This window comes from Kitasatospora sp. NPDC087271 (assembly GCF_044744605.1).
Classification (GTDB): domain Bacteria; phylum Actinomycetota; class Actinomycetes; order Streptomycetales; family Streptomycetaceae; genus Kitasatospora.
Genome location: NZ_JBIUYQ010000001.1, coordinates 449,438 through 474,500, shown reverse-complemented (window position 1 = coordinate 474,500; position 25,063 = coordinate 449,438). Strand labels below are relative to the sequence as shown.

24 protein-coding genes are annotated in these 25,063 nt (G+C 74.2%); 14 read left to right on the top strand and 10 right to left on the bottom strand.

Annotation, left to right across the window (positions count from 1 at the left end; all coding sequences use genetic code 11):
• Positions 1-11: 11 nt before the first annotated feature.
• Together ACIO9K_RS02025 and ACIO9K_RS02020 are read right to left on the bottom strand one after the other, a co-directional pair.
• A complete protein-coding gene (locus ACIO9K_RS02025) occupies positions 12-668 on the bottom strand; it encodes a MarR family winged helix-turn-helix transcriptional regulator (RefSeq protein WP_400326130.1) in 657 nt (218 codons plus the stop codon).
• On the bottom strand, positions 665-2,413 hold the full coding sequence (locus ACIO9K_RS02020; protein ID WP_363616430.1) for an MFS transporter: 1,749 nt from the start codon (positions 2,411-2,413) through the stop codon (positions 665-667). The genes ACIO9K_RS02025 and ACIO9K_RS02020 overlap by 4 nt, the downstream gene beginning before the upstream one ends.
• 705 nt (positions 2,414-3,118) lie before the next feature.
• Here ACIO9K_RS02020 and ACIO9K_RS02015 point away from each other — a divergent pair.
• From ACIO9K_RS02015 to ACIO9K_RS01970, 10 genes are all read left to right on the top strand, one after another.
• Positions 3,119-4,090, top strand: a complete 972-nt coding sequence (locus ACIO9K_RS02015) for an urea transporter (protein ID WP_363616432.1) — start codon at positions 3,119-3,121, stop codon at positions 4,088-4,090.
• Between the two features lie 90 nt (positions 4,091-4,180).
• The gene (locus ACIO9K_RS02010) at positions 4,181-4,486 is read left to right on the top strand and encodes an urease subunit gamma (RefSeq protein ID WP_063349823.1); all 306 of its coding nucleotides are present in this window, start codon (positions 4,181-4,183) and stop codon (positions 4,484-4,486) included.
• A 3-nt stretch (positions 4,487-4,489) separates the two neighbouring features.
• Entirely contained in the window at positions 4,490-5,356 is an 867-nt protein-coding gene (locus ACIO9K_RS02005; RefSeq protein ID WP_400326125.1) for a sirohydrochlorin chelatase, read from the top strand.
• Between the two features lie 24 nt (positions 5,357-5,380).
• Positions 5,381-5,779, top strand: a complete 399-nt coding sequence (locus ACIO9K_RS02000) for an urease subunit beta (protein ID WP_350887002.1) — start codon at positions 5,381-5,383, stop codon at positions 5,777-5,779.
• Positions 5,779-7,503, top strand: coding sequence for an urease subunit alpha (gene ureC / locus ACIO9K_RS01995; protein ID WP_400326122.1), 1,725 nt, complete (start codon positions 5,779-5,781; stop codon positions 7,501-7,503). Before ACIO9K_RS02000 ends, ureC begins: the two co-directional genes overlap by 1 nt.
• Entirely contained in the window at positions 7,500-8,240 is a 741-nt protein-coding gene (locus ACIO9K_RS01990; RefSeq protein ID WP_400326119.1) for an urease accessory protein UreF, read from the top strand. The genes ureC and ACIO9K_RS01990 overlap by 4 nt, the downstream gene beginning before the upstream one ends.
• Positions 8,241-8,337: 97 nt before the next feature.
• Positions 8,338-8,958, top strand: a complete 621-nt coding sequence (ureG, locus tag ACIO9K_RS01985) for an urease accessory protein UreG (protein WP_063349828.1) — start codon at positions 8,338-8,340, stop codon at positions 8,956-8,958.
• On the top strand, positions 8,955-9,929 hold the full coding sequence (locus ACIO9K_RS01980) for an urease accessory protein UreD (protein WP_400326116.1): 975 nt from the start codon (positions 8,955-8,957) through the stop codon (positions 9,927-9,929). Before ureG ends, ACIO9K_RS01980 begins: the two co-directional genes overlap by 4 nt.
• Positions 9,930-10,245: 316 nt before the next feature.
• Complete coding sequence (locus ACIO9K_RS01975) at positions 10,246-10,782, top strand: hypothetical protein (protein ID WP_400326113.1); 537 nt, start codon at positions 10,246-10,248, stop codon at positions 10,780-10,782.
• A 162-nt stretch (positions 10,783-10,944) separates the two neighbouring features.
• Complete coding sequence (locus tag ACIO9K_RS01970; RefSeq protein WP_363579591.1) at positions 10,945-11,850, top strand: class I SAM-dependent methyltransferase; 906 nt, start codon at positions 10,945-10,947, stop codon at positions 11,848-11,850.
• A gap of 24 nt (positions 11,851-11,874) precedes the next feature.
• Here the strand turns inward: ACIO9K_RS01970 and ACIO9K_RS01965 are convergent, their stop codons facing one another.
• From ACIO9K_RS01965 to ACIO9K_RS01945, 5 genes are all read right to left on the bottom strand, one after another.
• Positions 11,875-13,032, bottom strand: a complete 1,158-nt coding sequence (locus ACIO9K_RS01965; protein WP_363616440.1) for an NAD(P)-dependent alcohol dehydrogenase — start codon at positions 13,030-13,032, stop codon at positions 11,875-11,877.
• 21 nt (positions 13,033-13,053) lie between these two features.
• Positions 13,054-14,457, bottom strand: coding sequence for an aldehyde dehydrogenase family protein (locus tag ACIO9K_RS01960; RefSeq protein WP_400326109.1), 1,404 nt, complete (start codon positions 14,455-14,457; stop codon positions 13,054-13,056).
• Between the two features lie 8 nt (positions 14,458-14,465).
• On the bottom strand, positions 14,466-15,221 hold the full coding sequence (locus ACIO9K_RS01955; protein WP_363579672.1) for a (5-formylfuran-3-yl)methyl phosphate synthase: 756 nt from the start codon (positions 15,219-15,221) through the stop codon (positions 14,466-14,468).
• A gap of 247 nt (positions 15,222-15,468) precedes the next feature.
• Positions 15,469-15,924, bottom strand: coding sequence for a protein-tyrosine phosphatase family protein (locus ACIO9K_RS01950; RefSeq protein ID WP_400326106.1), 456 nt, complete (start codon positions 15,922-15,924; stop codon positions 15,469-15,471).
• A gap of 13 nt (positions 15,925-15,937) precedes the next feature.
• On the bottom strand, positions 15,938-17,368 hold the full coding sequence (locus ACIO9K_RS01945; protein ID WP_400326103.1) for a LuxR C-terminal-related transcriptional regulator: 1,431 nt from the start codon (positions 17,366-17,368) through the stop codon (positions 15,938-15,940).
• 147 nt (positions 17,369-17,515) lie between these two features.
• Here ACIO9K_RS01945 and ACIO9K_RS01940 point away from each other — a divergent pair, with 147 nt between their 5' ends.
• Both ACIO9K_RS01940 and ACIO9K_RS01935 read left to right on the top strand, forming a co-directional pair.
• On the top strand, positions 17,516-18,445 hold the full coding sequence (locus ACIO9K_RS01940) for an NADP-dependent oxidoreductase (RefSeq protein ID WP_363616448.1): 930 nt from the start codon (positions 17,516-17,518) through the stop codon (positions 18,443-18,445).
• Positions 18,446-18,551: 106 nt separating this feature from the next.
• Complete coding sequence (locus ACIO9K_RS01935) at positions 18,552-19,340, top strand: SDR family NAD(P)-dependent oxidoreductase (protein WP_363579585.1); 789 nt, start codon at positions 18,552-18,554, stop codon at positions 19,338-19,340.
• Between the two features lie 76 nt (positions 19,341-19,416).
• On the opposite strand, the gene ACIO9K_RS01930 is transcribed toward ACIO9K_RS01935, so the two are convergent.
• From ACIO9K_RS01930 to ACIO9K_RS01920, 3 genes are all read right to left on the bottom strand, one after another.
• A complete protein-coding gene (locus tag ACIO9K_RS01930) occupies positions 19,417-20,598 on the bottom strand; it encodes a PP2C family protein-serine/threonine phosphatase (protein WP_363616450.1) in 1,182 nt (393 codons plus the stop codon).
• A gap of 93 nt (positions 20,599-20,691) precedes the next feature.
• Complete coding sequence (locus ACIO9K_RS01925; protein ID WP_063349838.1) at positions 20,692-21,114, bottom strand: MarR family winged helix-turn-helix transcriptional regulator; 423 nt, start codon at positions 21,112-21,114, stop codon at positions 20,692-20,694.
• A 31-nt stretch (positions 21,115-21,145) separates the two neighbouring features.
• Positions 21,146-22,378: a M48 family metalloprotease gene (locus ACIO9K_RS01920; RefSeq protein WP_363616452.1), complete on the bottom strand. Its 1,233-nt coding sequence runs from the start codon at positions 22,376-22,378 to the stop codon at positions 21,146-21,148.
• A 310-nt stretch (positions 22,379-22,688) separates the two neighbouring features.
• Here ACIO9K_RS01920 and ACIO9K_RS01915 point away from each other — a divergent pair, with 310 nt between their 5' ends.
• Together ACIO9K_RS01915 and ACIO9K_RS01910 are read left to right on the top strand one after the other, a co-directional pair.
• Positions 22,689-23,909 carry a CapA family protein gene (locus tag ACIO9K_RS01915; protein ID WP_363616454.1) on the top strand — a complete coding sequence of 407 codons (1,221 nt, stop codon included), beginning with the start codon at positions 22,689-22,691 and terminating at the stop codon, positions 23,907-23,909.
• A gap of 286 nt (positions 23,910-24,195) precedes the next feature.
• Positions 24,196-24,981, top strand: a complete 786-nt coding sequence (locus ACIO9K_RS01910; protein WP_363616456.1) for a 2,3-dihydro-2,3-dihydroxybenzoate dehydrogenase — start codon at positions 24,196-24,198, stop codon at positions 24,979-24,981.
• Positions 24,982-25,063 lie beyond the last annotated feature (82 nt).

Genomic DNA, 25,063 nt, shown 5'->3' with positions numbered 1-25,063 from the left:
GCAGCGCTGCCTCAGCCGGCGGAGCCGCGCCGGCCGGGCCGGGGCGGGTCTGGGCAGGCCGGGTCGGGGGAGGACGGATCGGGACAGGCTTGGCCGGGGCAGGCCGCGTCGGGATCGTCCAGCAGCAGCTCCAACAGCGGTACGGCCGCCTCCAGTCGGCGGCACTGCTGCGGGGTGAGCCGCGTGCTGCGGCGGGCCAGCAGAGCGGAGCGCTCCCGGCGGATCCGGGTGATCGCCGCCAGGCCGGCCGGGGTGAGTTCGAGCAGCTGGGAGCGGCCGTCCAGCGGGTCGGGGGTCTTGGCGATCAGGCCGTCGGCGGTCAGCGGGGCGATCGTACGGAGCACGGACGGCACGGCCACCCCCTCCCGCGCGGCGAGTTCGCCGAGCCGCAGCGGGCCGTGCACCTCCACCCGGGCCAGGGCGGAGAGTTGGGCGACGGTGAGGTCCTGGCCGCCGGAGGCGCGGGCCATCTGCCGGTTGAGCCGGCCGATCGCCAGCCGCAGCCGGACGAGGGCCTCGGCGGAGAGACCGGCCCCGGCTCCGCTGTGGCTCCCGGCCCCGGTGTCGGCCCCGGCATCGGCATCGGGGTCGGTCACGGTGTCGGCGTCAGTCACGGCGTCAGTCACGGCGTCGGTGTCGGCGTCGGTCGCGGCATCGCGCGCGGTCATGGCCTGCGGGCCTTTCCGTGCGGTGCGGGCCGGCTCTCGCCGGGCCGTCCGGCGGCCTCGCCCGCGCCCGGCCGGGGGCGGCGGGGGCGCCGCGGCCCGGTCCGCTCGCGCACCAGCGAGGCCGCCGCGGCGACCAGCGACATGGCGATCGCCAGCCAGAACACCACGACCAGGCCGTCGTGGAAGGGGCCCGAGATCAGTTGCGGGAAGAACTCCCGGCCGGTCAGCGTCCGGGCGTTGGCCGCCGGGAGCATGCCGAGCACGTGCGGGCCCAGCAGCTGCTGGATCGGGTTGTACCCGAGGAACGCGGCGAAGAGCGTGCCGACCGGTGGCAGCGAGGCGATGGTGTGCGCGTCGGCGGCGGGCACGCCCTGCGCGGTCAGCCCGGCGGTGAGGGTGTGCGGCAGCGAGCCGGCCAGGCCGGCCACCATCAGGGAGAAGAAGACGCCGATCGAGAGCACCATGCCGGCATTCTGGAAGGTGGCCCGCATGCCGGAGGCGGCGCCGCGGGCCTCGGCCGGCACGCTCGACATGATCAGCGAGGTGTTGGGGGCCGCGAACAGGCCGCCGCCCAGGCCGTTGAGGAACACCAGGACGGCGAACCACGGGTAGCCGAAGTCGGTGGGCAGGAGCAGCAGTCCGGCGAAGGACAGGGCCATCACCACCAGCCCGCCGGAGGCGAACAGCCGGGCCCCGGCCCGGTCGGAGAGGTAGCCCGAGACCGGCCCGGCAGCCAGGAAGCCGACGGTCAGCGGGACGAGGTAGATGCCCGCCCACAGCGGGGTGTCGGCGTAGTCGTAGCCGTGCAGCGGCAGCCAGATGCCCTGGAGCCAGATGATCAGCATGAACTGGAGGCCGCCGCGGGCGATCGAGCCCAGCAGGGTGGCCGCGTTGCCGCCGGCGAAGACCGGGTCGCGGAACAGGGCCAGCGGGAACATCGGCTCGGCGACCCTGGACTCGACCAGGCAGAAGGCGATCAGCAGTGCCACACCGCCGAACAGCCCGCCCAGCACCCAGGGGCTGGTCCAGCCCATGGTGTGGCCGCCGTAGGGCTGGATGCCGTAGGTGATCGCGGCGAGCAGGGCGGTCAGGCCGACGGCGAAGGTGACGTTGCCCCACCAGTCGATCCGGGCGGGCCGCCGTACGCCGGTCTCGCGCAGCGACCGGTAGGCCCAGACCGTGCCGAGGATGCCGATCGGCACGTTGACCCAGAAGATCGACCGCCAGTTCCACTCGGCCAGCAGCCCGCCCAGCACCAGGCCGATGAAGGAGCCGGCGATGCCCGCGACGATGTTCACCCCCAGTGCCATGCCGCGCCGGTGGGCGGGGAACGCGTCGGTGATGATCGCGGCCGAGTTGGCCATCAGCATCGAGCCGCCGATCGCCTGCACCACCCGCCAGCCGATCAGCCACAGCGCGCCCGGCCCGCCGTGCAGCGGGTCGAGGGAGAGGGCCACCGAGGTGAGGGTGAAGATCAGGAAGCCGGCGTTGTAGATCCGCACCCGGCCGTGGATGTCGCCCAGCCTGCCGAGGGTGACCACCAGGACGGCGGTGACCAGCATGTAGCCCATCAGCATCCACAACAGGTAGCTGACGTTGCCGGGTTGGAGCGGGTCCAGGCCGATGCCGTTGAAGATCGCGGGGAGGGAGATCAGGACGATCGAGGCGTTGATGGTGGCGATCAGGGTGCCGAGCGTGGTGTTGGAGAGTGCGACCCACTTGTACCGCGGATGGTCCGCCGCCACGGCCCCGCGGACCGTGCGGACGCGCCTGCCTCTGCCGATGTTCGGGATCTTCGTCGCCACCGCTGCCCCCAGGTGAGTGGCAGGCCGGGGGCCGCCAGTCGGAGAGTACTTCGATAGCTTTCGCTAACTAACGATAGTCCGACCATCCTGCTGCCGATAGCCCGCAGGCATCCCGGGGCCGCCGCTAGCCACCGACCGCCGGCCACCGACCGTCGGTGGCCGGCGGCCGGCGGCCGGCGGCCCGCTCCCGCGCGGCCGGGGCCCGAAGGCCGGCTCGTACGCACAGGCTCACGTCCGGCGGCCCCTGCTTTCCGACGCGGCGCATACACATTTCCGCCACATTCCTGCTGTGCTGCGCCGCCCTTTCGTGGCGCCGGATGTCCGAATTGCCTGACCGGGGCGGCTTCGTGTCGAATTCCTTGACATGACCACCTTCTCATTTTCGTCTGCCACAAGTAAAACTTCGCAAAGAATGGTTCTCCGCAGGGGGGTCGCTGACCTGCGCAATCAACATATTGTTGCAGCTCAGAGGCCTGATGATCACCCTTCGCCATACGGGTGTAACCGGTCGTGTCCGCGCCGACCGGCATTCCGCAGGAGTACGGTTCCGGAGGAATCGCCGGGCGTGCTCGCGAGTAAAGTCGAGCAGCCTTGCGGGACTATTCGCCATGCCGTGGAAAGACGTACCGGGAATTGGTGCGAAGTATGGGTCAGAAAAAGGGTGAGCCGGGGGCCTCGGAGGCCGCCCGCCCGATATCCCTCAAGTTAGCCGTCGAAGTCCTGCGCGGCGTCGCGCAGGTGGACTTCATGCCGTCCGCCGTCTGCGGCCTGTTCTTCGTGGCCGCACTCTTCGCGGCCGGCTGGCGCTACGGCGTCTACGGCCTGCTCGGCAGCGCCGTCGGCACCGCCGTCGCGTACGGCCTGCGGTTGGCGCGCGACGCCGTCGAGGCCGGGCTGCACGGTTACAACGGCTGCCTCGTGGCGCTGGGGTGCGCGGTGTTCCTCGGCCCCGACCACCCCGCCACCGTCGCGGCGGCCGCCCTCGGCGCCGTCGTCGCCGTGGTGGTCACCGCGGGCCTCGGCGCGGTGCTCGACACCTGGAAACTGCCCGCGCTCACCGCGCCGTTCTGCCTGGTCGCCACCGCGACGACGGCCGCGGCGCCCGGCTTCCGCCACCTGTGGCACGGCACCGGCGCCCCGACCGCCCTGGCCGGGCCGGCCGCCGGCCCGACCGGGCTGACCTGGGACCAGCTGTGGCACGGGTTCTTCGCCAACATCGGCCAGATCTTCTTCATGCCCCAGTGGTACGTCGGCCTGCTGTTCCTGGCCGGAATCTTCGCGGCCAGCCGCCCGGCCGGCCTGCTGGCCTGCGCGGGCAGCGCGACCGGCCTGCTCACCGCCTGGGCGCTCGGCGCGCCCGCCGACGCCGTCGGCCAGGGGCTGCTCGGGTACAGCGGGGTGCTCGTCGCGATGGCGCTGTGCGGCGTGTTCGTCGCCCCCGGCGGATGGAGCGCGGCCTACGCCGTCCTCGGCGCGGCCGTCGCCACCGTCCTGACCCCGGCGCTGGCCGCCGCCACCGCGCCGTTCGGCGGCCACGCCTTCACCTGGCCGTTCGTCCTGACCACCATGCTGTTCCTGGCGGCGGTGCCGGCCATTCCCCGGCTGCGCAGGGTCTGACCGGGTTTCGGTAGTCCGAATTCCCGCTCGTGACAGGCGTGTTCATTCGGAGTTCCTGCGGAGTTCCCTCGGAAAGGAAGAGTGATTCCCGTGAATCTCGCCCCGCGTGAGATGGACAAGCTGTACATCTACGTCGTGGCCGATCTGGCCCGCAAACGCCGCGACCGCGGTGTGAAACTGAACTACAGCGAGGCCTGCGCGCTGATCAGCGAGGCGATCATGGAGGGCGCCCGGGACGGGCGCACCGTCGCCGAGTGCATGGAGATCGGCAAGCAGGTCGTCAGCGGCGAGGACGTCATGCCCGGCGTCCGCGAGATGCTGCCGCTGCTCCAGGTCGAGGCCGCGTTCCTGGACGGCACCAAGCTGGTCTCCTGCCACGACCCGGTGGGTGCCTGAGCCATGACCGTACGTCAGGCGGAAGCGGCGACCGGTCCGACGCCGGCGCCGACCTCGGCCCCGCCGCCCGCCGCCACGGTGGTGCTGGCCGGCGGGCACGAGAGCGACGGCGGCCGGGACCTGGCCGCCCTGGTGGAGCGCGAGCCCGCCGTCCACGCCGCGGCCGCCGCCGGCCGGGCGCTCGGCGAGGCCGTCCGCTCGGCGCTGGCCGCCACCGACGGCCCGGTGTGCGTCGTCCCGATGACGCTGGGCCGCGACCCGAAGCTGGTGGCCGACACCGCCCGGGCGCTGCGCTGGCTGGCAGCAGGGGAGGGGCGCGGACGACTCGCCCTGACCGGGGCGTTCGGCGGCAAGGACCACCTCGTCGGCTGGCTGCGGGCCGCGGCCTCCGCCGCCCCCGGGCCCGACGGCGCCGTGCTGGTCACCGCCCCGGCGGCCGGCCCGTTCGAGGACGCGGACCTGTTCCGGATCGCCAGGCTGGTCCGCCAGTACGGCCACCACCGCTGGGTCGAGGTGGCCTTCGCGGGCGGCGACCCCGACCTGGCCGAAGGCGCCGAACGCTGCCGGCTGCTCGGCGCCCGCGAAGTGACGGCCGTACCGGCCTCGTTCGGACCGGCGCTGCGCACCGGACTGCCCGGGGTGCGGGACGGCGGGCCGCTGCTGCGGCCGTCCGCGATCGCCGGAGTCGTCGCGGCCCGCACCGCGGCGGCCCTGCACCTGCTCGGCCACGGCGAGGACGGCATCCTGGCCGGCCTCGACGCCGAGCACGGGCACGGCTACGCCCACAGCCACGGCCCCGGCGGGGACCACTCGCACGGCCACGGCCACGGTGCCGCCGACGGACACACCCACGGCCACACACATCACTGAACCGACAGAGAGGAAGGGCCCGCCATGTCTGGTGGCGCCACGTACCTGTACGGCGACGACCCGGTGGAGATCAACGCCGGTCGCGCCCAGGTCACCATCACGGTCAGCAACACCGGCGACCGGGCGATCCAGGTCGGCTCGCACTACCACTTCTTCGAGGTCAACCGCGCCCTCGACTTCGACCGCAACGCCGCCTACGGCAAGCACCTGGACATCCCGGCCGGCACCGCCGTCCGCTTCGAGCCGGGCGACACCAAGGACGTCACGCTCGCCGAGTTCGGCGGCCACGGCCGCCTGATCGGTTTCAGCAACCTCGTCGACGGCGGCATCAGGTCGGCCGACACCCGCGCCCGGGCGATCGACCGGGCGATCGCCCTCGGGTTCAAGGGCACCAACCTCGACCACAAGGAAGGCGACCGCTGATGGCCACGCTGTCCCGCAAGCAGTACACCGATCTCTTCGGGCCCACGGTCGGTGACCGCTTCCACCTCGCCGACACCAACCTCGTCGTCGAGATCGAGAAGGACTTCAACCAGGGCCACTACGGCGACGAGGCCGTCTACGGCGGCGGCAAGGGCATCCGCGACGGCATGGCCCAGGACCCGGCCGCCACCTCCGCCCAGGGCGCGCTGGACCTGGTGATCACCAACGTCGTCGTGATGGACGCCGTCCTCGGCGTGGTCAAGGGCGACATCGGCGTCAAGGACGGCTTCATCACCGCCGTCGGCAAGGCCGGCAACCCGCACACCCAGAGCGGCGTGCACCCCCAGCTGGTCATCGGCCCCGGCACCGAGGTGATCTCCGGCGAGCACCTGATCGCCACCGCCGGCGGCATCGACACCCACATCCACTTCATCGCCCCGCAGCAGGTGCAGGAGGCGCTGAGCAACGGCATCACCACCCTCATCGGCGGCGGCACCGGCCCCTCCGACGGGACCAACGGCACCACCTGCACCCCCGGCCCGTGGAACATCCACCGGATGTACCAGGCGGTCGAGGGCCTCCCGGTCAACGTCGGACTCCTCGGCAAGGGCAACGGCTCGCTGCCCGGCGCCCTGCGCGAGCAGGTCGAGGCCGGCGTCTGCGGCCTCAAGGTGCACGAGGACTGGGGCAGCACCCCCGCCGCCATCGACAGCGCGCTCGGCGTCGCCGACGAGTACGACGTCCAGGTGGCCATCCACACGGACACCCTCAACGAGGGCGGCTTCTTCGAGGACACCCTCTCCGCCATCGACGGCCGCACCATCCACACCTTCCACACCGAGGGCGCGGGCGGCGGCCACGCCCCCGACATCATGCGGATCGCCGGCGAGCCCAACGTCCTGCCGTCCTCCACCAACCCCACGCTGCCCTACACCGTCAACTCGGTCGACGAGCTGCTGGACATGGTGATGGTCTGCCACCACCTCAGCCACGACATCCCCGAGGACGTCTCCTTCGCCGACTCCCGGGTCCGCGCCGAGACGATCGCCGCCGAGACCGTCCTGCACGACGAGGGCGTCATCTCGATCTTCTCCTCGGACTCGCAGGCGATGGGCCGGATCGGGGAGTCCTTCACCCGCGCCTTCCAGACCGCCCACCACTGCAAGGACCAGCGCGGCAAGCTCGACGGCGACACCGAGCGCAACGACAACTTCCGCGTCCTGCGCTACCTCGCCAAGCTCACCATCAACCCGGCCATCGCCTCCGGCACCGCCGACCACATCGGCTCGCTGGAGAGCGGCAAGCTCGCCGACATCGTGCTCTGGCCGATCAACTCCTTCGGCGCCAAGCCCAAGATGGTCATCAAGGGCGGCGTCATCAACTGGGCGCTGATGGGCGACCCGAACGCATCGCTGCCCACCCCGCAGCCGGTCTACTACCGCCCGATGTACGGCGCGCTGGGCCGGGCCAAGCAGGCCACCCGGGTCTCCTTCATGTCGCAGGCCGCCATCGACCTCGGCGTCCCGGCCCGACTCGGGCTGGACAGCCGGGTCCTGCCCGTGCGGCGCTGCCGCTCGGTCGGCAAGCAGCACATGGTCCGCAACGACGCGCTGCCGAAGATCGCCGTCGACCCGGAGACCTACAAGGTCACCCTGGACGGCGAGCCGGCCACCATCGAGCCCGCCCGCGAACTCCCGCTCAACCACCTGTTCTACCTCGCGTGAGCGGCTCCCCAGGGCCCGGTTCGTCGGGGCCCGGCTCTCCCGGGCTCGGGGGAGGCCTGGACGCCCTGCTGGTCAGCCTCCAGCTGACCGACTCCGCCTTCCCCAGCGGCTTCTACACCCTCTCGCACGGCCTGGAGGGCTACGCACAGGCCAAGGCCGTCACCCCGGACACCATGCCCGACCTGCTCACCGACCTGCTGCGCCACTCGGTCGGCCCCGGCGACGCCACCGCGCTCGCCCTCGCCCACGGCGCCGCCCGGGCCGGCGACTGGGGCCTGCTGGTCGACGTGGACCAGCGGCTGCACGCCACCAAACTCAACCGCGAGCTGCGCCTGGCCTCCACCCGGACCGGGCGCCAACTCCTCGACATCGCCCGGGAGTCGATCGGCGGCGAACCGCTGGACCGGTACGCCGAACTGGTCGCCGCCAAGCAGGCCCCCGGCTCCCAGCCGGTGGCCGCCGGAGTCGCCTACGCCTCCGCCGCCGTGCCCGTCGACCAGGCCGTCGCCAGCGACCTGTTCGCCTTCTGCACCAGCTTCGTCGGTGCCGCCCTGCGGCTGCGGCTGACCGACCACCGCAAGGCGCAGGTGGTGCTGCGGGCCGCGGCGCCGGTGATCGAGGAGACCGTACGGGCCGCCCTCACCCGGGAGTTGGAGGACCTGGGCGGGTGCGTGCCGGTCGCGGACGCGATGTCCGGGCGGCACGAACGGGCCGAGGCCCGGCTGTTCGCCAGCTGAACCGCGTCCGGGAGGTGCGGGCGGGCGCCGGAGTGTCGCAGCTCCCGTTCCTCCCGGACGCAGAACCAACGTCACACCGCATCAGAAGGAGACAGCAATGACCGAGAACGTGCTCCGCGTGGGCATCGGCGGGCCGGTCGGCTCCGGCAAGACGGCGCTCATCGAGGCCCTCGTCCCGGTGCTGATCGCCAACGGCCACCGCCCGGCGGTCATCACCAACGACATCTACACCCAGGAGGACGCGCAGCACGTGCGTCGCACCCTGGCCGGCGTCCTCGACCCCGAGCGGGTCGTCGGCGTCGAGACCGGCGCCTGCCCGCACACCGCCGTCCGGGACGACCCGACGATGAACCTCGCGGCCGGCGCCGAGATGCTGGAGCGCTTCCCCGACGTCGACACGCTGCTGTTCGAGTCCGGTGGCGACAACCTCACGCTGACCTTCAGCCCCGTCCTGGTCGACCTCTTCCTCTTCGTCCTGGACACCGCCGAGGGCGAGAAGATGCCCCGCAAGCGCGGCCCGGGCATCACCGAGTCCGACCTGCTGGTCATCAACAAGATCGACATCGCCCAGTACGTCCGCGCGGACCTCGGCATCATGGAGTCCGACGCCCACCGCGTCCGCGAGGGCGGGCCGGTCGTGCTCACCAACTGCCTCACCGGGCACGGGCTGGACGAGATCGCCACCTTCCTGGAGACCTTCCGCAAGGTCCCGGCATGACCGTCACGGTGGCCGCGGGGGAAGCGGCTGCGGGGGAGGCCGCCGTGCCCCGGCTCGATCCGCGGCACTACGAGCCGGCCCGCGTCCCGTATGCCGTCCGCCGGTACGCCGGGACGCCCGACACTCTGGGTGTCGGGCGCCCCGGCAAGGTCGGCCTGCTGGAGCTGGCCTTCGAACGGATCGGCGAACGCACCGAACTCACCGGCCACTACCAGAAGTCGCCGCTGCAGATCATGCGCCCGCTCTACTTCGACCCGGCCCGCCCGGACCTCGCCGTCACCTTCCTGATGTCCACCGGCGGCGGCATCCTCCAGGCCGACCGGCTCCGCACCGACCTGCGCTGCGGCGCCGACACCGCGACCCACCTCACCACCCAGGCGGCCACCAAGGTCTACCGTATGGAGTTCGACTACGCGACGCAGCTGGTCAACCTGGACGCCGGCCCCCGCGCCTACGTCGAGTACCTGCCCGAGCCCGTCATCCCCTTCGTCGATTCCCGGCTCTACCAGCGCACCGTCCTCACCGTCGACCCCACCGCCACCGTGCTGGCCGGCGAGACCGTCCTCGCCGGCCGCCTCGCCCGGGGCGAGCGCAACGCCTACCAGGTGTTCGCCTCCGACCTCGAAGTGCGGCGCCCCGACGGCCAGTTGATCGCCCTCGACACCGTCCGGCTGGAGCCCCCGGAGGCCGGCGTGACCGGCCCGGCGGTCCTGGCCGGCCACGACGTCATGGCCAGCCTCTACGTCGTCACGCCACTCGCCCCCGCCGTGCAGGTCGCCGACACCCTGCACGAGGCCCTGGCCGGCAGCGGCCTGCTCCACGGCGTCAGCGTCCTCCCGCACGACAGCGGCGCCTGGCTCCGCCTGCTCGGCTCCGACACCCGCGCCTGCGCCGCCGCCCAGCGCACCGCCTGGGACGCCGTCCGCCGGCTCCTCATCGGCGCCCCGGCTCCGGCCCTGCGCAAGACCTGACCCCGCTCCGTACCTCCCCGCACCTCCCCGCACCTCCCCGAAGCGACCCGCACCTCCCCGAAGCGCCCCGGCGCCTCGGGGAGGGGGCGCGAGGGGGCGAGGGCGGCCCCGGATGCAGCCGGACCGGCCTGGTCGCAGCATGGAACCGGAGGTTCTCATGCACCGACCCACGTCCGGACCTTCCCCGCCCGACCCCGCATCCGGCGGCCCGGCATCCGGCGCGGCAACCGATCCCGCCCCCGCCGCCGCCCCCGGTCCGGCGCCGGGACGCCAGGGCCGGGGCGGTCTGCGGTCCGGCTCAGTCTTCCTCTCGTTCGTGCCGTGGATCGTGTTCGACGTCATCGCCGGGCCGAGCACCTGGAAACTGGCGGCCCTGACGGCGCTGGTCGCCGCGCTCGTCCTCGCCGTACCGGACGCGCGCCATCATGCGCTCAAGGTGCTCGGCATCGTCGGCGTGGCCTTCTTCGCCGTGCTGTGCGTGCTGGGCCTGGCGCTCGACCGGCACGGCCTGATCTGGCTGGAGACCTACGCGCAGGTGCTGTCCAACGGTGTGCTCGCGGTGGTGGCCCTGGGGTCGCTGGCGTTCACACCGTTCACCGAGCAGTACGCCCGGGAGTCCACGCCGCCGGAGGTCTGGGGTACGCCGCGGTTCCAGCGCACCAACCGGTTGCTGACCGCGCTCTGGGGCGCGGTCTTCCTGATCACCGCGCTCCTGCGGCTGGCGGCCCCGCACGTCGGCTCGGCGAAGGACTGGCTGACCTGGGTCATCCCGGTGATCCTGCTGGTGCTGGCGTTCCGGATCACCCGCTGGTACCCCGAGCACGTGCGCGAACAGGCCCGGCGCGGTCGGTGAACAGCACACCCGGGGGGCGTCCGGGCGCCGCGGCGGCGGGATTCACCCGGTCGGGTGGATCCGGTGGGACCGCTCCCGGACGGGCGAGGGCCGGCTGGATAGTGAGGAGGCAGTCGCATTCCTCGCTGTTCGCGTTCTCAACTCGCTTCAAGGGGAGGACACATGGTCGGTACGGCGCACCGGAGCACCGGTGTGGAGGGGGTGGAGGGCGGTGTCGGTCTGACGGCCCTCCTGGTCGCCGCGGCGCGCGCGATCGAGACCCACCGGCACGACACCCTGGCGCAGGACGTCTACGCGGAGCACTTCGTGCTCGCCGCGCCGGCGTCCGCGGGCTGGCCGGTCCGGATGCACCAGGTGCCGGACGGGGACGCGAACCCGCTGTGGGGGCGGTTCGCGCGCTACTTCGGTCTGCGGACGAGGGTCCTCGACGACTTCCTGCTCCGGTCGGTGCACGCGGGCGCCCGCCAAGTGGTCCTGCTCGGCGCCGGGTTGGACACGCGGGCGTTCCGGCTCGACTGGCCTCCCGGCTGCACGGTCTTCGAGGTCGACCGGGAGGGCGTACTGGCCTTCAAGCACGGGGTGCTCGGAGGGCTGTCGGCCTCCCCGAAGGCGGCGCGCGTACCGGTCGTCGCCGACCTGTGCGCCGACTGGGCCGGAGCGCTGACCGAGGCCGGCTTCGACGCGGCCGTACCGAGCGTCTGGCTGGCGGAGGGGTTGCTCTTCTACCTGCCCAACGGTGTCGAGACGCAACTCATCGACACGGTCGACCGGTTGAGCGCGGGCGGCAGTGCCATGGCGTACGAGGTCAAGCTGGAGAAGAGCCTGCTGGAGTACCGCGAGAGCCCGCTCTACACCTCGACGAAACACCAGATCGGCATCGACCTGCTCGATCTGTTCGACGGAGAGCCGCGGCCCGACTCCGCGGGCGCCCTGGCCGGCAAGGGCTGGATCACCTCGGTCCACACCCCCTTCGACTTCACCCACCAGCACGGCCGCGGCCCCCTGCCCGAGCCGAACGACGCGCTGGAGGGCAACCGCTGGGTGTTCGCGCACAAGCCCCGGGTGTAGGTGCAGGGAAGCGGAGCGCCTCGCTCAGCGGGCGCTCCGCTCCGGGACCAGGACGGGTTTGACCACCCGGCCCGCGTCGCAGTCGCGTTCGGCCTCGTTGATGGCGGCGAGCGGGTACCGGCGGATCAGCTGGTCGAAGGGGAACCGCCCGGCCTGCCACAGCCGGGTCAGCCGGGGGATCAGCAGCGCCGGCACCGCGTCGCCCTCGCAGATGTGCGAGATCCGCCGGCCCCGGTCCAGTGTCCCCGGATCGAGCGACAGCGCGGTGCGGAGCCGGGCCACCAGCCCGAGGTGGCCGGTCGGGCGCAGGGCCCGGAGCGCCTCGTTGATCAGCGGGGCGGAGGCCGTGGTGTCCAGCGCGTACTGGGCGCCGCCGTCGGTCAGCCGCTGGATCCGCTCGGCCAGGCCGGGCCGGGGGACAAGGTCGGGCGGGGAGGCCAGGTCGGGCCCGGAGGCGTGGTCGGCCGGTCCGGCGCGCAGCGGGATCGCGCCGAACCGCTCGGCGAGGTTCAGCCGTTCGGTGTACCGGTCGACGGCCACGGTCACCGCCCCGGCGGCCGTGGCCGCCATCACCGCGGCCAGGCCCACCGCCCCCGCGCCGAGGACCACGACGGTGTCGCCGGGGCCGGCGCCGAAGGAGTTGAACACCGCCCCGGCACCGGTCAGGAAGCCGCAGCCGAGGGGCCCGAGCAGGTCGACGGGCAGCGAGCGGTCGACCCGGACGGCGTTGCGCGCCGGAACCATCGCGTACTCGGCGAACGAGGACTGGCCGAACCACCGGGGGGCCAGCTCGCCCCCGGTCGCGTCGGTGAACCGCGCCGCGTCCTCCTCGCGCCCGCCGAAGAGGTTGAGCGCGGCGAAGGAGTCGCAGTAGGCGGGGGCCGCACCCAGGCAGTTCCGGCAGTGTCCGCACGAGTCGAAGCTCAGCACGACGTGGTCGCCGACGCTCAGCCCGGTGCCCGGGCCGCCGGTCTCCACCACGACCCCGGCCCCCTCGTGCCCGAGCACCGCAGGCAACGGCGAGCGGCCCGCCGAACGCCGGACCGCGAGGTCGGTGCGGCACATCCCGCAGCCCGCGATCCGCACCAGCACCTCGCCGTCGGCCGGCCCCCCGTTCAGGACCACCTCCTCGACGGCGAACCCGCCCTCGTACGAGCGCAGTACCGCCGCGTCGAACCTCATCGTCACGCCTCCTCCGGATCGTCAAGCCTCCTCAGGCCGGTGCACGACGAACGGCCTGAGGTTCCCGTAGAGCCCCCACGGCCCGCCCGCGACGCCGACACCGCTGTCCTTGACGCCCGCGAAGGGCTGGGCGAGGGACAGCTCGGCGTGGTGGTTGATCCACGCCGTCCCGCACTCCAGCCGGTCGGCCACCGCCTCGGCCCGGTCGAGGTCCGTCCCCCACACCGAGCCGCCCAGCCCGAAGCCGGTGTCGTTGGCCGCCTCGACGGCCTCGTCGACGCTCCGGTACGGCAGCACCGGCAGGACCGGGCCGAACTGCTCCTCCGTCACCACCGGACTGTCGGAGGGGACGTCGGTCAGCACCGTCGGGGCGAAGAAGTAGCCCGGCCGGTCCAGCCGGTGGCCACCGGCCGCGGCCCGGGCGCCGTCCGCCAGGGCCCGGGCCGTGTAGCGCTCGACCCTGGCCAGCTGGGGGGCGTTGTTGACCGGCCCCAGCTGGGTGCCCGGGTCGAGTCCGGCGCCGACGACGACGCTCTTCGCCCGCTCCGCGAGGGCCTCGACCACGTGGGCGTGGAGCCGGGCCGGGGCGTAGACGCGCTTGACCGCCATGCAGACCTGCCCGCAGTTGCGGAACGCCGCCCAGAACAGCCGGTCCGCGATCCGGTCCACCTCCACGTCGTCCAGCAGGACGGCGGCGTCGTTGCCGCCCAGCTCCAGGGTGACCCGGGCGAGCGAGACGGCCGCGCCCGCCGCGACGGCCCGTCCGGTGGGGACCGAGCCGGTGAAGGTCACGTGGCGGATCCCCGGGTGGGAGGCGAGCCGGGCGCCGAGGGGTTCGCGGCCGGTGACGATCGTCAGGACGCCCTCGGGGAGGGCGGTGGCGAGGACGGACCCCAGCAGCCGGGTGGCGAGGGGGGTGAACGGGGAGGGCTTGAGCACCATCGTGTTGCCCGCGGCGAGCGCGGGCGCGAACTTCGCCGCCGCGAGCTGGAGCGGGAAGTTCCACGGGACGATCGCGGCGACCGGCCCCAGCGGCCGCCAGCGGATCTCGCTGCGCACCGGACGGCCGTCCGCGATCGGCTGGGGCCCGGGGGCCAGGTCGGCGAAGTAGCGCAGGCGGGCCGCCGTCCGGGCGACCTCGGCGGCCGACTCGGCCAGGGGTTTGCCCTGTTCCCGGGTGAGCAGCGGGGCGAGGTCGGCTCCGGCCGCCTCCACGGCGTCGGCTGCCGCGCGCAACGCGGCGGCGCGGGCGGCGGGGTCGGCCCGCCAGCCGCGCCAGGCCTCGTGGGCCCGGCCGACGACGGCGTCCAGCGCGTCCGGCTGCTGGTCGGGGGCCTCGGCGAAGGCCTCGCCCGTCGCCGGGTCGACGACGGCGAAGCGCCCGCCGCCGGGCCCGGGCGGGTGGCCGGGCCGGCTCGCCGGCATGCCGGCGGTCAACTCGCGGCGGTGACGACGGCCGCGTGGTCCCGGGCGTGCCGGTCCATCTCCGCCCGGAAGTCGGCCACCAGCTGCGGCCGGATCCTTCCGGCGGTGCGGTCGCCGCCCTCGCAGACGGCCCCGCGCACTCCCACGATGTCCGTGCCGATACGGGTCAGCGTGCCGAGGTCCGCCGCCTTGACGCTGCCCGCGAGCGCGGCGAGCAGATCGGCTTCGTGGGCCAGCCGGACGAACTCCGCGCAGACCTCGGGCGGAACGTGGTCGAACAGCCTGGTCCCGTCCTTGATCGCGGTGTCGAGCATGGCCGCGTCGGAGCCGGAGCGACGGGCGATGTCGGGCAAGGCGAGCGGGTTGACGCAGCCGATCCGGTGGGCGTCGGCGTAGCCCGAGGCGACGACGAACGCGTCCGGCCGGTAGTCCTTCACGGCCCGGACGACCCCTCGCATGACGTCGACGGCCTGTTCGGGCGTCGTGCACCCGTAGAGGCCGACCTTGATGTACGTGGCGCCGGAGACGGCCGCGCCGAGCGCGGCCTGGGCCACCGTGCCGGGCTTGTACGGGACGTCCCCCACGGTGGCGGACAACGGCTTGTCCGCCGGGACGGCGTCACGGATCTCCCTGATGACCCACGGGAAGTTCGCGCCGAGCGAGCCCTCGTCCGGCTTCTTGACGTCGACGATGTCGAGGTGCTCCGCCGCCTTCGCGCAGTCGAGGGCCTCCTCGACGCCGTCCGGGGAGATGAGCAGCAACAACGTGGGCTCCTTCCACCGCAGGTCCACCGGCCGGGGGCAGGTGCGCGGAGTCGTCTGGATCACGTGCGGTCCGCTCATCATTCCTTCGGCCCGTGACCCCCGGTAGGGCGCGCGGAGCCCGAACGGGTCACTGCCGTGGCGCGATCACCCCCCGACGCGCCGGACACGCCAGTTCGAACCCGTCGCACACGGGCGCGGTCGGGTCGCCGGGGTCGGGATTCCTGCTCCTGGCCGCCGGGACGGCCGTTCAGGCCCACCGCTCCACGAAGCGGCGCTGCCAGGGCGTCTCCACCGCGTGCCGGTCGTAGTGCTCCCGGACGTACGCGACGGCCTCGGCGGCCGGGACGCCGTCCAGGATCGCGACGCAGGCGAGGGCGGTGCCGGTGCGGCCGTGGCCGCCGGCGCAGGCGAGTTCGACGCGTTCGGTCGCCGACCGCCGCCAGACCTCGCGGAAGGCGTCGGCCGCGTCCGCCCGGTCGGCGGGGAGCCGGAAGTCGGGCCAGTGCACCCAACGGCCCTGCCACGGGAGCGGCTTGGGCGGGCGGCCCAGCAGGTAGAGCCCGAAGGAGGGGTGCGGGCCGGGCGCCGGCGGGCGGCTGAGGCCGCGCCCGCGCAGCAGCCGCCCGGAGGGCAGGCGCAGCACGCCGGGGGCGGCCGGGTCCCAGGGCGCGGTCGGCCCGGTGGTCTCGGTGGTCTCGGTCATCTCGCGGTTCTCCTCAGGACGCCACGTGCAGGGCCGGGGTGCCCGGCATCCCGGCCCGGTGGGCCAGGGCCGCCGCCTCGCCGCGCGAGGAGACGCCGAGCTTGGCCAGGATGTTGGCGACGTGGAACTTCACCGTCGACTCGCTGATGTGCAGCGCCGCGGCGATGTCCCGGTTGCGCCGGCCCTGGGCCAGTTGGTCGAGCACTTCCAGCTCGCGCGGCTGGAGACCGTCCAACGGGTCGGTGGCGCGCGGTTGTTCGGGCAGGCCGAGCGGCAGGTCGACGCTCACCGTGGTGCCCCAGCCGGGGACGGCCTCGATGGCGCAGCGCCCGCCGAGGGCGGCGATCCGGTCGGCGGTGCGGTGGACGGCCAGCGCGTCGGCGGCCAGCAGGCCGGGGCCGTCGTCCCGGACCACCGCCCGCAGCGTGTCGCCGGTGAACCGCCAGCTCACGTGCAGCCTGGTCACGGCGTCCTGCTCCAGCATCACGAGGACGGCCGCCCGGACGGCGTCCCGGGCGGCGTGCGCGGTGTCCGCCGGCACGGACCGGCCTGCCTCCGCCGGCGGCGCGACGTCCAGCCGCACCCGGGTGTGCCGCAGCAGCGGGCGCAACTGCTGGTCGAGCCGGGCGAACGCGGCGTCGGCGGGCTCCTCGCTGAGCGCCCGGTCCAGGTCGGCGCCCCGGCGAAGGTCGAGCAGCGCCGTCACGGCCAGTTCGGTGGCGGCGCGGCGCGCGGTGGCGTCGTCCAGCGCGGCGGAGCGCAGCGGCGCGAGGATCGCGGTGAGCGCCGCGCCGTGGGAGCCGGTGAACTCGGCGATCGCCCGGGCGCGGGCATTGGCGGAGGCCCGGGAGGCCACCGCGTGGGTGGGGCCGGCGTCGGTGGCGCGGTGGTGCGAGTGGGTGGTGACCAAGTCCCACAGCTGCTGGAGGACGGCGAGCGCCCCGGCCGCCACCGGGTCGGCGCCGCCGTCCCGGACCAGCACCAGCACCGCGGTGGTGGCGTCCGACGCCGACGCCGTGACCACCACGACGGACCTCGCCCGCCCGGCCAGCTGCGCCTCGCCCTGCCAGGCCCGGCCGTCGGCCGTCGCCGAGGTGGTCGTCTCGGCCAGTTTGGCGAGCTCCAGGCCGCTGACGGCGGCGGTCAGCTCGGGTGGGCCGAAGGCGAGCGTGGGGGAATAGGTGCAGATGCCGCTGAGCTGGGCGATCGCCACGTGCGGGACGAGGGTGGCGACCACCTCGGAGAGCCGGTCCATCAGGTGCGGCCGGGGGGTGCGCAGCACCTCGACGGCCCGCGCCAGCGCCTCCTCGGGGCGGCCCCAGTGCTGCCGCCACCGCTCGTCCGCGCCGTTCCCGTTCCCGTTCCCGTGGTCCAGGTCCCTGCCGTCCACGTCCTCGCCCGTCTCGTTGCGCACACCCTTGCCAACGCCGATGCCGTCGCCCATACCGGCCAGCCTAGCCCGGGCGCCGCGGTGGCAGCCTGGCCGTTCGGACAGGTGGAACCATCCGAAAGGCGGGCCTGGCGACCACCCCGGACGATCCAGGATGGAGCCGTCGGAAGAAACAACTCACCGAACCCGCAAGGACATTCCATGACCAAGGCGATCGCCTTCTCCGAGTACGGCGGCGTGGACGTGCTGCGCCCGACCGACGTCGAGCTGCCCGCCCCGGGCGCCGGCCAGGTGCGGGTCGCGGTCCGCACGGTGGGCGTCAACCCGCTGGACCACAAGGTGCGCAGCGGCTCGATGGTGGCGGCCTTCCCGGTCTCCTTCCCGCATGTCGGTGGCTACGAGCTGGCCGGTGCGGTGGAGGCCGTCGGCCCGGACGTGACCGCGTGGGCGCCCGGCGACGAGGTGTTCGGCGCCGTCATGGGCGGCGCGTACGCCGAACAGGCGCTCGTGGACGCCGACCTGCTGGCCCGCAAGCCCGCCTCGCTGAGCTGGGAGGAGGCCGCGGCGATCCCGGTGGCGGCCGAGACCGCCGAGCGGGTGCTCGGCGTCCTGGGCGTGCGGGCCGGCGAGACGCTGCTGGTGCACGGCGCGGCCGGCGGGGTCGGCACCCTGCTGCTGCAACTGGCCCGGGCGCGCGGGATCACCGTGGTCGGCACCGCCGGCGAGGCCAACCACGGCTACCTGCGCGAGCTGGGCGCGATCCCGGTGGCCTACGGCGACGGCCTGGCGGACCGGGTGCGGGCCGCCGCCCCGGGCGGGGTGGACCGGGCGCTGGACGCGGCGGGCAAGGGCGGGGTGCTGCCGCTCTCCATCGAGCTGACCGGCTCCGCGGACCGGGTGGTGACGATCGTCGACTTCGCCGGCTCCGCCGAGTACGGCGTCCGCTTCAGCGGCGGGGCGGAGGGCGTCGAGTCCTACCACCAGCGCGCCTACGCCGCCGTGCTGGCGCTGCACGAGGCGGGCACCCTGCGGCTGCCGCTGCACCAGGTGCTGCCGCTGGCGGAGGCGGCCGAGGCGCACCGGCTCAGCGAGCACGGGCACCTGCGCGGCAAGATCGTGCTCACGGTCTGAGCCACGGCTGCCGGGGTCCTCGACGACCCCGGCAGCCGGCCCGGTGCACTGGTCAACTGGTCCATGCACCGGGCTTCCTGGCGCGGAATCGGTAGAGTCCGGTGGCATGGTGACTGAGAACGCATCAGGGGTGTCGGCGGGCCGCCTGGCCGGGCGGTCCTGCGTGGTGACGGGTGCGGCCAACGGCATCGGCCGGGCCGTCGCCGAACGCTTCGTGCGCGAGGGCGCGTCGGTGGTCGGCACCGACATCGACGTCGAGGGCCTGCGCCGGCTGGCCGACCGCTTCCCGCACGCCGTCAGCACGGTGGTCGGCGACGTGGCCAGCGACGAGGACGCCCGCCGGATGGTCGACGCCGCCGTCGAACGGCACGGCCGCCTCGACGTCCTGGTGGCCAACGCCGGGGTGATCCCGCTCATGGAGGTCACCGAGGCCACCGCCGAGGAGTGGGACCAGGTCATGGCCGTCGACGGCCGCGGCATGTTCCTCACCTGCAAGTACGGCATCCAGGCGATGGCCGCCCAGGAACGGCCGGGTGGGGCGATCGTCTGCGTCTCCTCCATCTCCGGCGAGGCCGGCCAGCGCGGCCAGGCGGTCTACGGGCCCGCCAAGTTCGTCGCCTCCGGCCTCACCCGGCACCTCGCCGTCGAATGGGCCGACCGCGGCATCCGGATCAACGCCGTCGCCCCCGGCACCATCGCCACCGACCGCGTCGCCCGCCTGTACGACGAACCCGGCGGGACGGAGTACCTCGCCGCGATCGAGAAGCGCCACCCGATGGGCCGCCTCGGGGCCCCGGCGGAGGTCGCGGCGGCCGTCCTGTTCCTCGCCTCCGACGACGCCTCCTTCATCACCGGCGCGGTGCTGCCCGTCGACGGCGGCTACCTCGCGCAGTAGCCGTCAGCCCCCGGTGTTCGCGACAGGGGAGCCAGGGGAGCCGGGCGAGCCGGGGGAGCCGGGGGAGCCAGGGGAGCTAGGGAAGCCGGGGGAGCCGCTCGACGATGACCATCGCCGCGTCGTCGTCCAGCCGGCCGCCGACGTGGGCGAGCAGGTCGCGGCGCAGGTGGTGGAGCAGGGCGGTCGGGCGTTCGTCCTGCCAGGCGGTGACGCGGTCGGTGAGCGGGTAGAAGCGCCGGCCGGCGTCGCGGGCCTCGATCACGCCGTCGGTGTAGATCAGCAGCCGGTCTCCGGGGTGGAACGGGAAGGTCTCCACCTCGTACCGGGCCGGGGCGAGCTCGCCCAGGCCCAGCGGCGGCGCCGGGTGGCGGGCGGCCAGCGTGGTGATGCCGTCGGGGCGCAGCAGCAGCGGGGGCGGGTGACCGCAGTCGATCAGCCGGACGGCCGTGCCGTCGTCGGGGATGTCGAGCAGGACGGCGGTGATGAAGGACTCGCCGCTGTCCTCCGGCGGGGCCGCCTCGTCCGGGTCCTCGCCGCTCAGGCGGCGCCGGCGGGCCTGCTCGCCGAGCTGGGCGAGGTCCCAGCAGACGCTGCCGTCCAGGTAGGCGGCGAGCCCGGGCAGGTCGGTGTGCAGGTGGGCGGCGGCGCGGAAGGCGCCGAGCAGCAGGGCCGCGTCGCCGAGCGAGGACAGGCCCTTGCCGCGGACGTCGCCGACCAGCAGCCGGGTGCCGGTGGCGGTGCGGGCGGCCGCGTACAGGTCGCCGCCGACCTGTGCCTCGGCCTCGGCGGCGAGGTAGACGGAGGCCAGGTGCAGCGGCCCGATCCGGTCCGGCAGCGGGCGCAGCAGGACCCGCTGGGCGGCCTCGGACACCGAGCGGACCTGGGCCAGCTCGCGTTCGTACCGTTCGCGCAGCGCCCGCAGTCCGATGATCAGGGCGGAGACGACGACCTGCGCGCCCAGCTGGGTCTCGATGTTGGCGCTGGTGAGGCCGTCCCGGGTGATGCCGATGACGGTGAGCGCGGCGAGGGCCAGCAGGGCGACGCCGGCGGTGGCCCGGGCGCCGGCGTAGGAGGCGGTGAGCGCGGGGGCGACGATCAGCAGCGGGCCGAGGTGGATCTGCGCGGGGGAGAGGATGTCGACGACGGTGATCACGACGATCAGCGCGAGCGACAGCGCCGTCAGCGCGCGGCGGTCGGGCCGCCGGGGGCGGCGGCGGTCGCGGGGCTGCGGGTCACGGGGACGCTGCCGGAGTGGCACCTTTCCTCTGTACACCGTCGGGGCGGTGGGGCGCACCCCGGGCGCTCCTCGGGTGCACCCCGGAGACCCCCGGGCGCACCCCGTACAGGGGTCTCAGCCCTCTTCGCCGTAGCGGGCCAGGTAGGCGGCGAAGCGGGCGACGTCCTCGTCGGACCAGTCGGTGAAGCGGGCGGTGAAGGCCAGCCGGCGCTGCTCGTTGGCGTCCTGCAGCAGGGCGAGCCCGGCCTCGGTGGCGCGCAGGATCTGGCCGCGCTGGTCGTCCGGGTCGGCCTCGCGCCGCAGCAGGCCGAGCTTCTCCAGGGCGGTGACCTGGCGGCTGACGGTCGACTTGTCGAGCATGAAGTGGGCGGCCACGTCGGCGGCCCGGCAGCCGCCGCGCTCGGTGATCAGGTCGAGGATGCTGTAGGTGACCAGGGAGAGGTCGGGGTGCAGCTGGGAGGCCTTGTGCCGGGCGCGCCGGGCGAAGGCGGTCAGCTCGCGCTGGATGGCGTCGATGGACGACTGGCGGCCGGGCACGGGCGTTCCTACCTCCTCGATATTTGTTGCACTATACAACGGATTCCCCCGGGTTCGCGCGCCGCTCCGGGCCTCCCTGTCCCTGAGTGGCCTGCCAGGCGCGGGCGGCGGCAATCCGGCGGGTCGCACTCGGGTGAGTGGCGAACAGTAGCTCAAGCGCCCTCGGCGGGTCGACATCGGAGACGTTCGCCAAAGCCAGTCTGCGTTGCATCGCGACGAACTGCTCGGCGTCCGACGTCAGTTCGAGCGCGTGCCGGTCCGCCCTGGCCTCGATCCGGCGGCTCACCGCGCACTGGGCCGGCCCCGACAGCGCCCCCAGCAGCGCCGCGCACGCCGCCAGCAGCGGCAGCGCCCGCGGATCGGCCGCATCCGCCGCCCCCGCCGCCGACAGCAGCGGCCGCCAGGAGCCCAGCACCCCCAGCACGGCCACCGCCGCGGCCGCGCCCACCGCGCCCAGCAAGGTGCCGAACGGCACGTCCCGGTGCTTCACGTGGCCCAGCTCGTGCGCCACCACCAGTTCCACCTCGCGCGGCGTGGCCGTCGACAGCAGCGTGTCGTACGCGACGATCCGGCGGGTCGCGCCCAGCCCCGACACGTACGCGTTGAGCGCGGTGGTCCGCCGCGAGGCGTCCGCCACCAGGACGTCCCGCACCCGTACGCCGTCCCGCTCGGCCAGCGCCAGCAGGGCGCTGCGCAGCGGGCCCGGCGGCATCGGAGTGAAGCGGTTGAAGACCGGCTCGATCAGCAGCGGGTGCAGGAAGGACAGCGCCGCCGTCAGCACCGCCGCCGCGCCCGCCGCCGGCAGCCACCAGTGCCGCGGCGACCAGGCGGTCAGCGCGAACAGCCCGAGCGCGAGCGGAAGGACCAGCACGAGGGCCAGCCCCAGGCCGCGCAGCGCGTCCACCGCCCAGCCGGCCCAGCCCTGCGTCACCAGCCCGTACCGGGCCCGGACCACCCGCAGCCGGGCGCCGAACGGCAGCTGCAACGCCTGGCCGAGCACCACCAGGGCCGCCGCTCCCGCCAGCACCCCGGCCGTCCGGGAGCCGCCGAACCAGCCGCCGACGGCCGAGACCAGGCCGGCCCCGGCCGGGGTCAGGCCGAGCAGCAGGGTGAGCGCCAGGCCCGCCAGCCGGCCGCCCAGTGCCCAGGGAAGCTGGGCGCGGCGCAGCGCGCGGCCACGGGCGCGCTCGGCGGGGGTGAAGTCGGCTGGTGGGCGGCCGGTGGGGGCGGGGCCGGCGGAGGCGGTGGTATCGGTGTCGTCCATGGGGTGGGTGCGGCTCCGGGCTCTGGTGGACGGGGGCGGTTCAGCATCTCCTACCGCGCCGGGGCGGCGCTCAGTCCTCGGCGCCCGGTGCTCCAGCCTTTGGTGTCCGGCTGTGGGGGTCCGGCCGTGGGTGTTCGGCGGCTGGTGGCCGGACGCGGGTGTTCGGGGGCTGGTGGCCGGCCGTGGGTGTTCGGAGGTGGGTGTCCGGCCCGCCGGTGTTGTGCTCGGAATGTTGCGGAACCGAGGCGGATGGGTGCGGAACCCGTGCCGTAGGCTGACCGCTTCTGGATCGACCCGGGGGGAACCACTCATGCGCCGTGCCGCGGCCGTCGTCGCGCTGTTCGTCGGCCTGACCGCCGTCGCCGCCTGCGGGCCCGACGACCCCGCCCCGGCGCCGGCCGCCGCGCCCGGCTCGACCGCGGCCTCCTCGGGTGGGGCGGCGGGCGCGTCCACCAGCCCGGGTGCGACGCCGTCCGGAACCGCCGCCGGGAAGAACGCCGCGCCCCGGCCCGACGGCAGCATCACCGTCGCGTTCGCCGGAGACGTCCACTTCGAGGGCCGCACCGAGGCCCGGCTCGCCGTCCAGCCGCCGGAGCAGGCCCTCGGCCCGCTCTCCCGGACGCTCGCCGACGCCGACCTGTCCGTCCTCAACCTGGAGACGGCGATCACCGGGCGCGGCGCCCCCGAGCCGAAGACCTACACCTTTCGCACCTCGCCCAAGGCGCTCTCGGCGCTCAAGGATTCCGGCGTCGACGTCGTCTCCATGGCCAACAACCACGCCGTCGACTTCGGCGCCGACGGCCTCACTGACACCCTTGCCGCCAAGGACTCCTCGCCGATCCCGGTCGTCGGCGTCGGCCGCAACGCCAAGGAGGCGTACGCCCCGTACGTCACCACCGTGCGCGGTGTGAAGGTCGCCGTCGTCGCCGCCAGCCAGGTCGAGGACCTGACCAACCAGAAGTGGCGGGCCGGTGCCAACAAGCCGGGAATCGCCTCCGCGCTGGACGTCCCCGCGCTGGTCAAGGCGGTCGAGGCGGCCAAGCAGCAGGCGCCCGTCGTCCTCGTCTACCTGCACTGGGGCGACGAGGGCAAGGCCTGCCCCACCGGCCCGCAGACCGCCATCGCCAAGAAGCTCGCCACCGCCGGCGCCACCGCCGTGGTCGGCACCCACGCCCACACCATGGTCGGCTCGGGCATGCTCGGCAACACGTACATCGGCTACGGCTTCGGCAACTTCCTCTGGTACGGCACCTCCAACTACGCCTTCTCCAACGAGACCGGCGTCACCACCCTCACCCTCACCCGCGACGGCAAGGTCACCGGCGAGGCCTTCGCCCCGGCGACCATCGACGACAAGGGCGTCCCCGTCCCGGCCACCGGCGCCACCGCCGAGGCGGCCCGCAAGCGCCGCGACGCCCTCCGGGGCTGCACCGGCCTCGCCCCGGCCCCGGCGGCTCCGTCGGCTCCGGCTCCGTCGGCTCCGGCGACGGGCGCGACGGGCGCGACGGGCTCTGCGGGCGCGACGGGCTGATCCGCCTCCGGGGGCGCGTGGCCCTCTCGTGAGTGACCGGGAGCCGTCCTCAGCTCCCGGTCGCCGTCCGGCAGTTCGCCGCCCTCCAGCCGCCGCGGCACCGCGGCCGTGGGGGGTTCGGTCCATGGTCTCGGCGAGACGAAACGTCTCGTGCCGGTGCGCCCGGAAACGGCGGCGATCGGACCGGAGTCGAGGGGGTGGCGGCGAGTTGACGACTGCACAGGGCATCGGCGCAGCCGAACATATGTGTTAGGTTAGGCTTACCTAATATTGCTGGTCGGAGGGGATGTCCGTGCAAAAGTCCGAATTCGCCGGTGCCGTCGCGATGGTCACCGGGGCCGGGCAGGGCATCGGTGCGGCCGTGGCCCGGGCGCTCGTCGCCGAGGGTGCCGTCGTCGCCGCGGTGGACCGCAACCCCGGCCCGCTCGCCGCCCTCGCGGCGGAGTCGCCCGCCGTGCACCCGTACGTCCTGGACGTCGCCGACGGCCGGGCGGTGGACGACACGGTCGACCTGATCGAGCGCCAACTCGGGCCGATCGCCGCGCTGGTGAACGTCGCCGGGATCCTGCGCACCGCACCCGTCGTCGAACTCACCGACCAGGACTGGGCGGAGACCTTCGCGGTCAACACCACCGGCGTCTTCCACACCGGCCGCGCGGTCGGCCGCCGGATGGCCGGCCGCGGCCGCGGCGCGGTGGTCACCGTCGGCTCCAACGCCGCCGGGGTGCCGCGCGCCGGCATGGCCGCGTACGCGGCGTCCAAGGCGGCGGCCACCATGTTCACCCGCTGCCTCGGGCTGGAACTCGCCCGCTCCGGCGTGCGGTGCAACATCGTCTCGCCCGGCTCGACCGACACCGGGATGCAGCGCGCGCTCTGGGGCGAGGACGCCGAGGCCGCCGAACGGCGGGTCATCGACGGCGACTTGGGCGCCTGGCGGGTCGGCATCCCGCTCGGGCGGATCGCCGCACCCGCCGACATCGCCGAGGCGGTGGTCTTCCTGGCCTCCGACCGGGCCCGGCACATCACCATGCACGACCTCTACGTCGACGGCGGCGCGACCCTGCGCGCCTGAACGCCCTCGCCGTCCCCACGCCTTCCTCGCCGCTTCCCTCCGCTCCCCTCCGCGCCCCGGGCAACCCCCGGGCGTCGGCCAT

What these genes read in the sequence shown, in the direction of transcription:
- ACIO9K_RS01935 (WP_363579585.1), top strand. Translation starts at nt 18,552, where the DNA reads ATGGTGACTGAGAACGCATCAGGGGTGTCGGCGGGCCGCCTGGCCGGG.
- ACIO9K_RS01950 (WP_400326106.1), bottom strand. Translation starts at nt 15,924, where the DNA reads ATGACCGAGACCACCGAGACCACCGGGCCGACCGCGCCCTGGGACCCG.
- ACIO9K_RS01910 (WP_363616456.1), top strand. Translation starts at nt 24,196, where the DNA reads ATGTCCGTGCAAAAGTCCGAATTCGCCGGTGCCGTCGCGATGGTCACC.
- ACIO9K_RS01915 (WP_363616454.1), top strand. Translation starts at nt 22,689, where the DNA reads ATGCGCCGTGCCGCGGCCGTCGTCGCGCTGTTCGTCGGCCTGACCGCC.
- ACIO9K_RS01980 (WP_400326116.1), top strand. Translation starts at nt 8,955, where the DNA reads ATGACCGTCACGGTGGCCGCGGGGGAAGCGGCTGCGGGGGAGGCCGCC.
- ureG (WP_063349828.1), top strand. Translation starts at nt 8,338, where the DNA reads ATGACCGAGAACGTGCTCCGCGTGGGCATCGGCGGGCCGGTCGGCTCC.
- ACIO9K_RS02025 (WP_400326130.1), bottom strand. Translation starts at nt 668, where the DNA reads ATGACCGCGCGCGATGCCGCGACCGACGCCGACACCGACGCCGTGACT.
- ACIO9K_RS01960 (WP_400326109.1), bottom strand. Translation starts at nt 14,457, where the DNA reads ATGCCGGCGAGCCGGCCCGGCCACCCGCCCGGGCCCGGCGGCGGGCGC.
- ureC (WP_400326122.1), top strand. Translation starts at nt 5,779, where the DNA reads ATGGCCACGCTGTCCCGCAAGCAGTACACCGATCTCTTCGGGCCCACG.
- ACIO9K_RS01965 (WP_363616440.1), bottom strand. Translation starts at nt 13,032, where the DNA reads ATGAGGTTCGACGCGGCGGTACTGCGCTCGTACGAGGGCGGGTTCGCC.
- ACIO9K_RS01945 (WP_400326103.1), bottom strand. Translation starts at nt 17,368, where the DNA reads ATGGGCGACGGCATCGGCGTTGGCAAGGGTGTGCGCAACGAGACGGGC.
- ACIO9K_RS01920 (WP_363616452.1), bottom strand. Translation starts at nt 22,378, where the DNA reads ATGGACGACACCGATACCACCGCCTCCGCCGGCCCCGCCCCCACCGGC.
- ACIO9K_RS02005 (WP_400326125.1), top strand. Translation starts at nt 4,490, where the DNA reads ATGACCGTACGTCAGGCGGAAGCGGCGACCGGTCCGACGCCGGCGCCG.
- ACIO9K_RS01940 (WP_363616448.1), top strand. Translation starts at nt 17,516, where the DNA reads ATGACCAAGGCGATCGCCTTCTCCGAGTACGGCGGCGTGGACGTGCTG.
- ACIO9K_RS02015 (WP_363616432.1), top strand. Translation starts at nt 3,119, where the DNA reads ATGGGTCAGAAAAAGGGTGAGCCGGGGGCCTCGGAGGCCGCCCGCCCG.
- ACIO9K_RS01970 (WP_363579591.1), top strand. Translation starts at nt 10,945, where the DNA reads ATGGTCGGTACGGCGCACCGGAGCACCGGTGTGGAGGGGGTGGAGGGC.
- ACIO9K_RS02000 (WP_350887002.1), top strand. Translation starts at nt 5,381, where the DNA reads ATGTCTGGTGGCGCCACGTACCTGTACGGCGACGACCCGGTGGAGATC.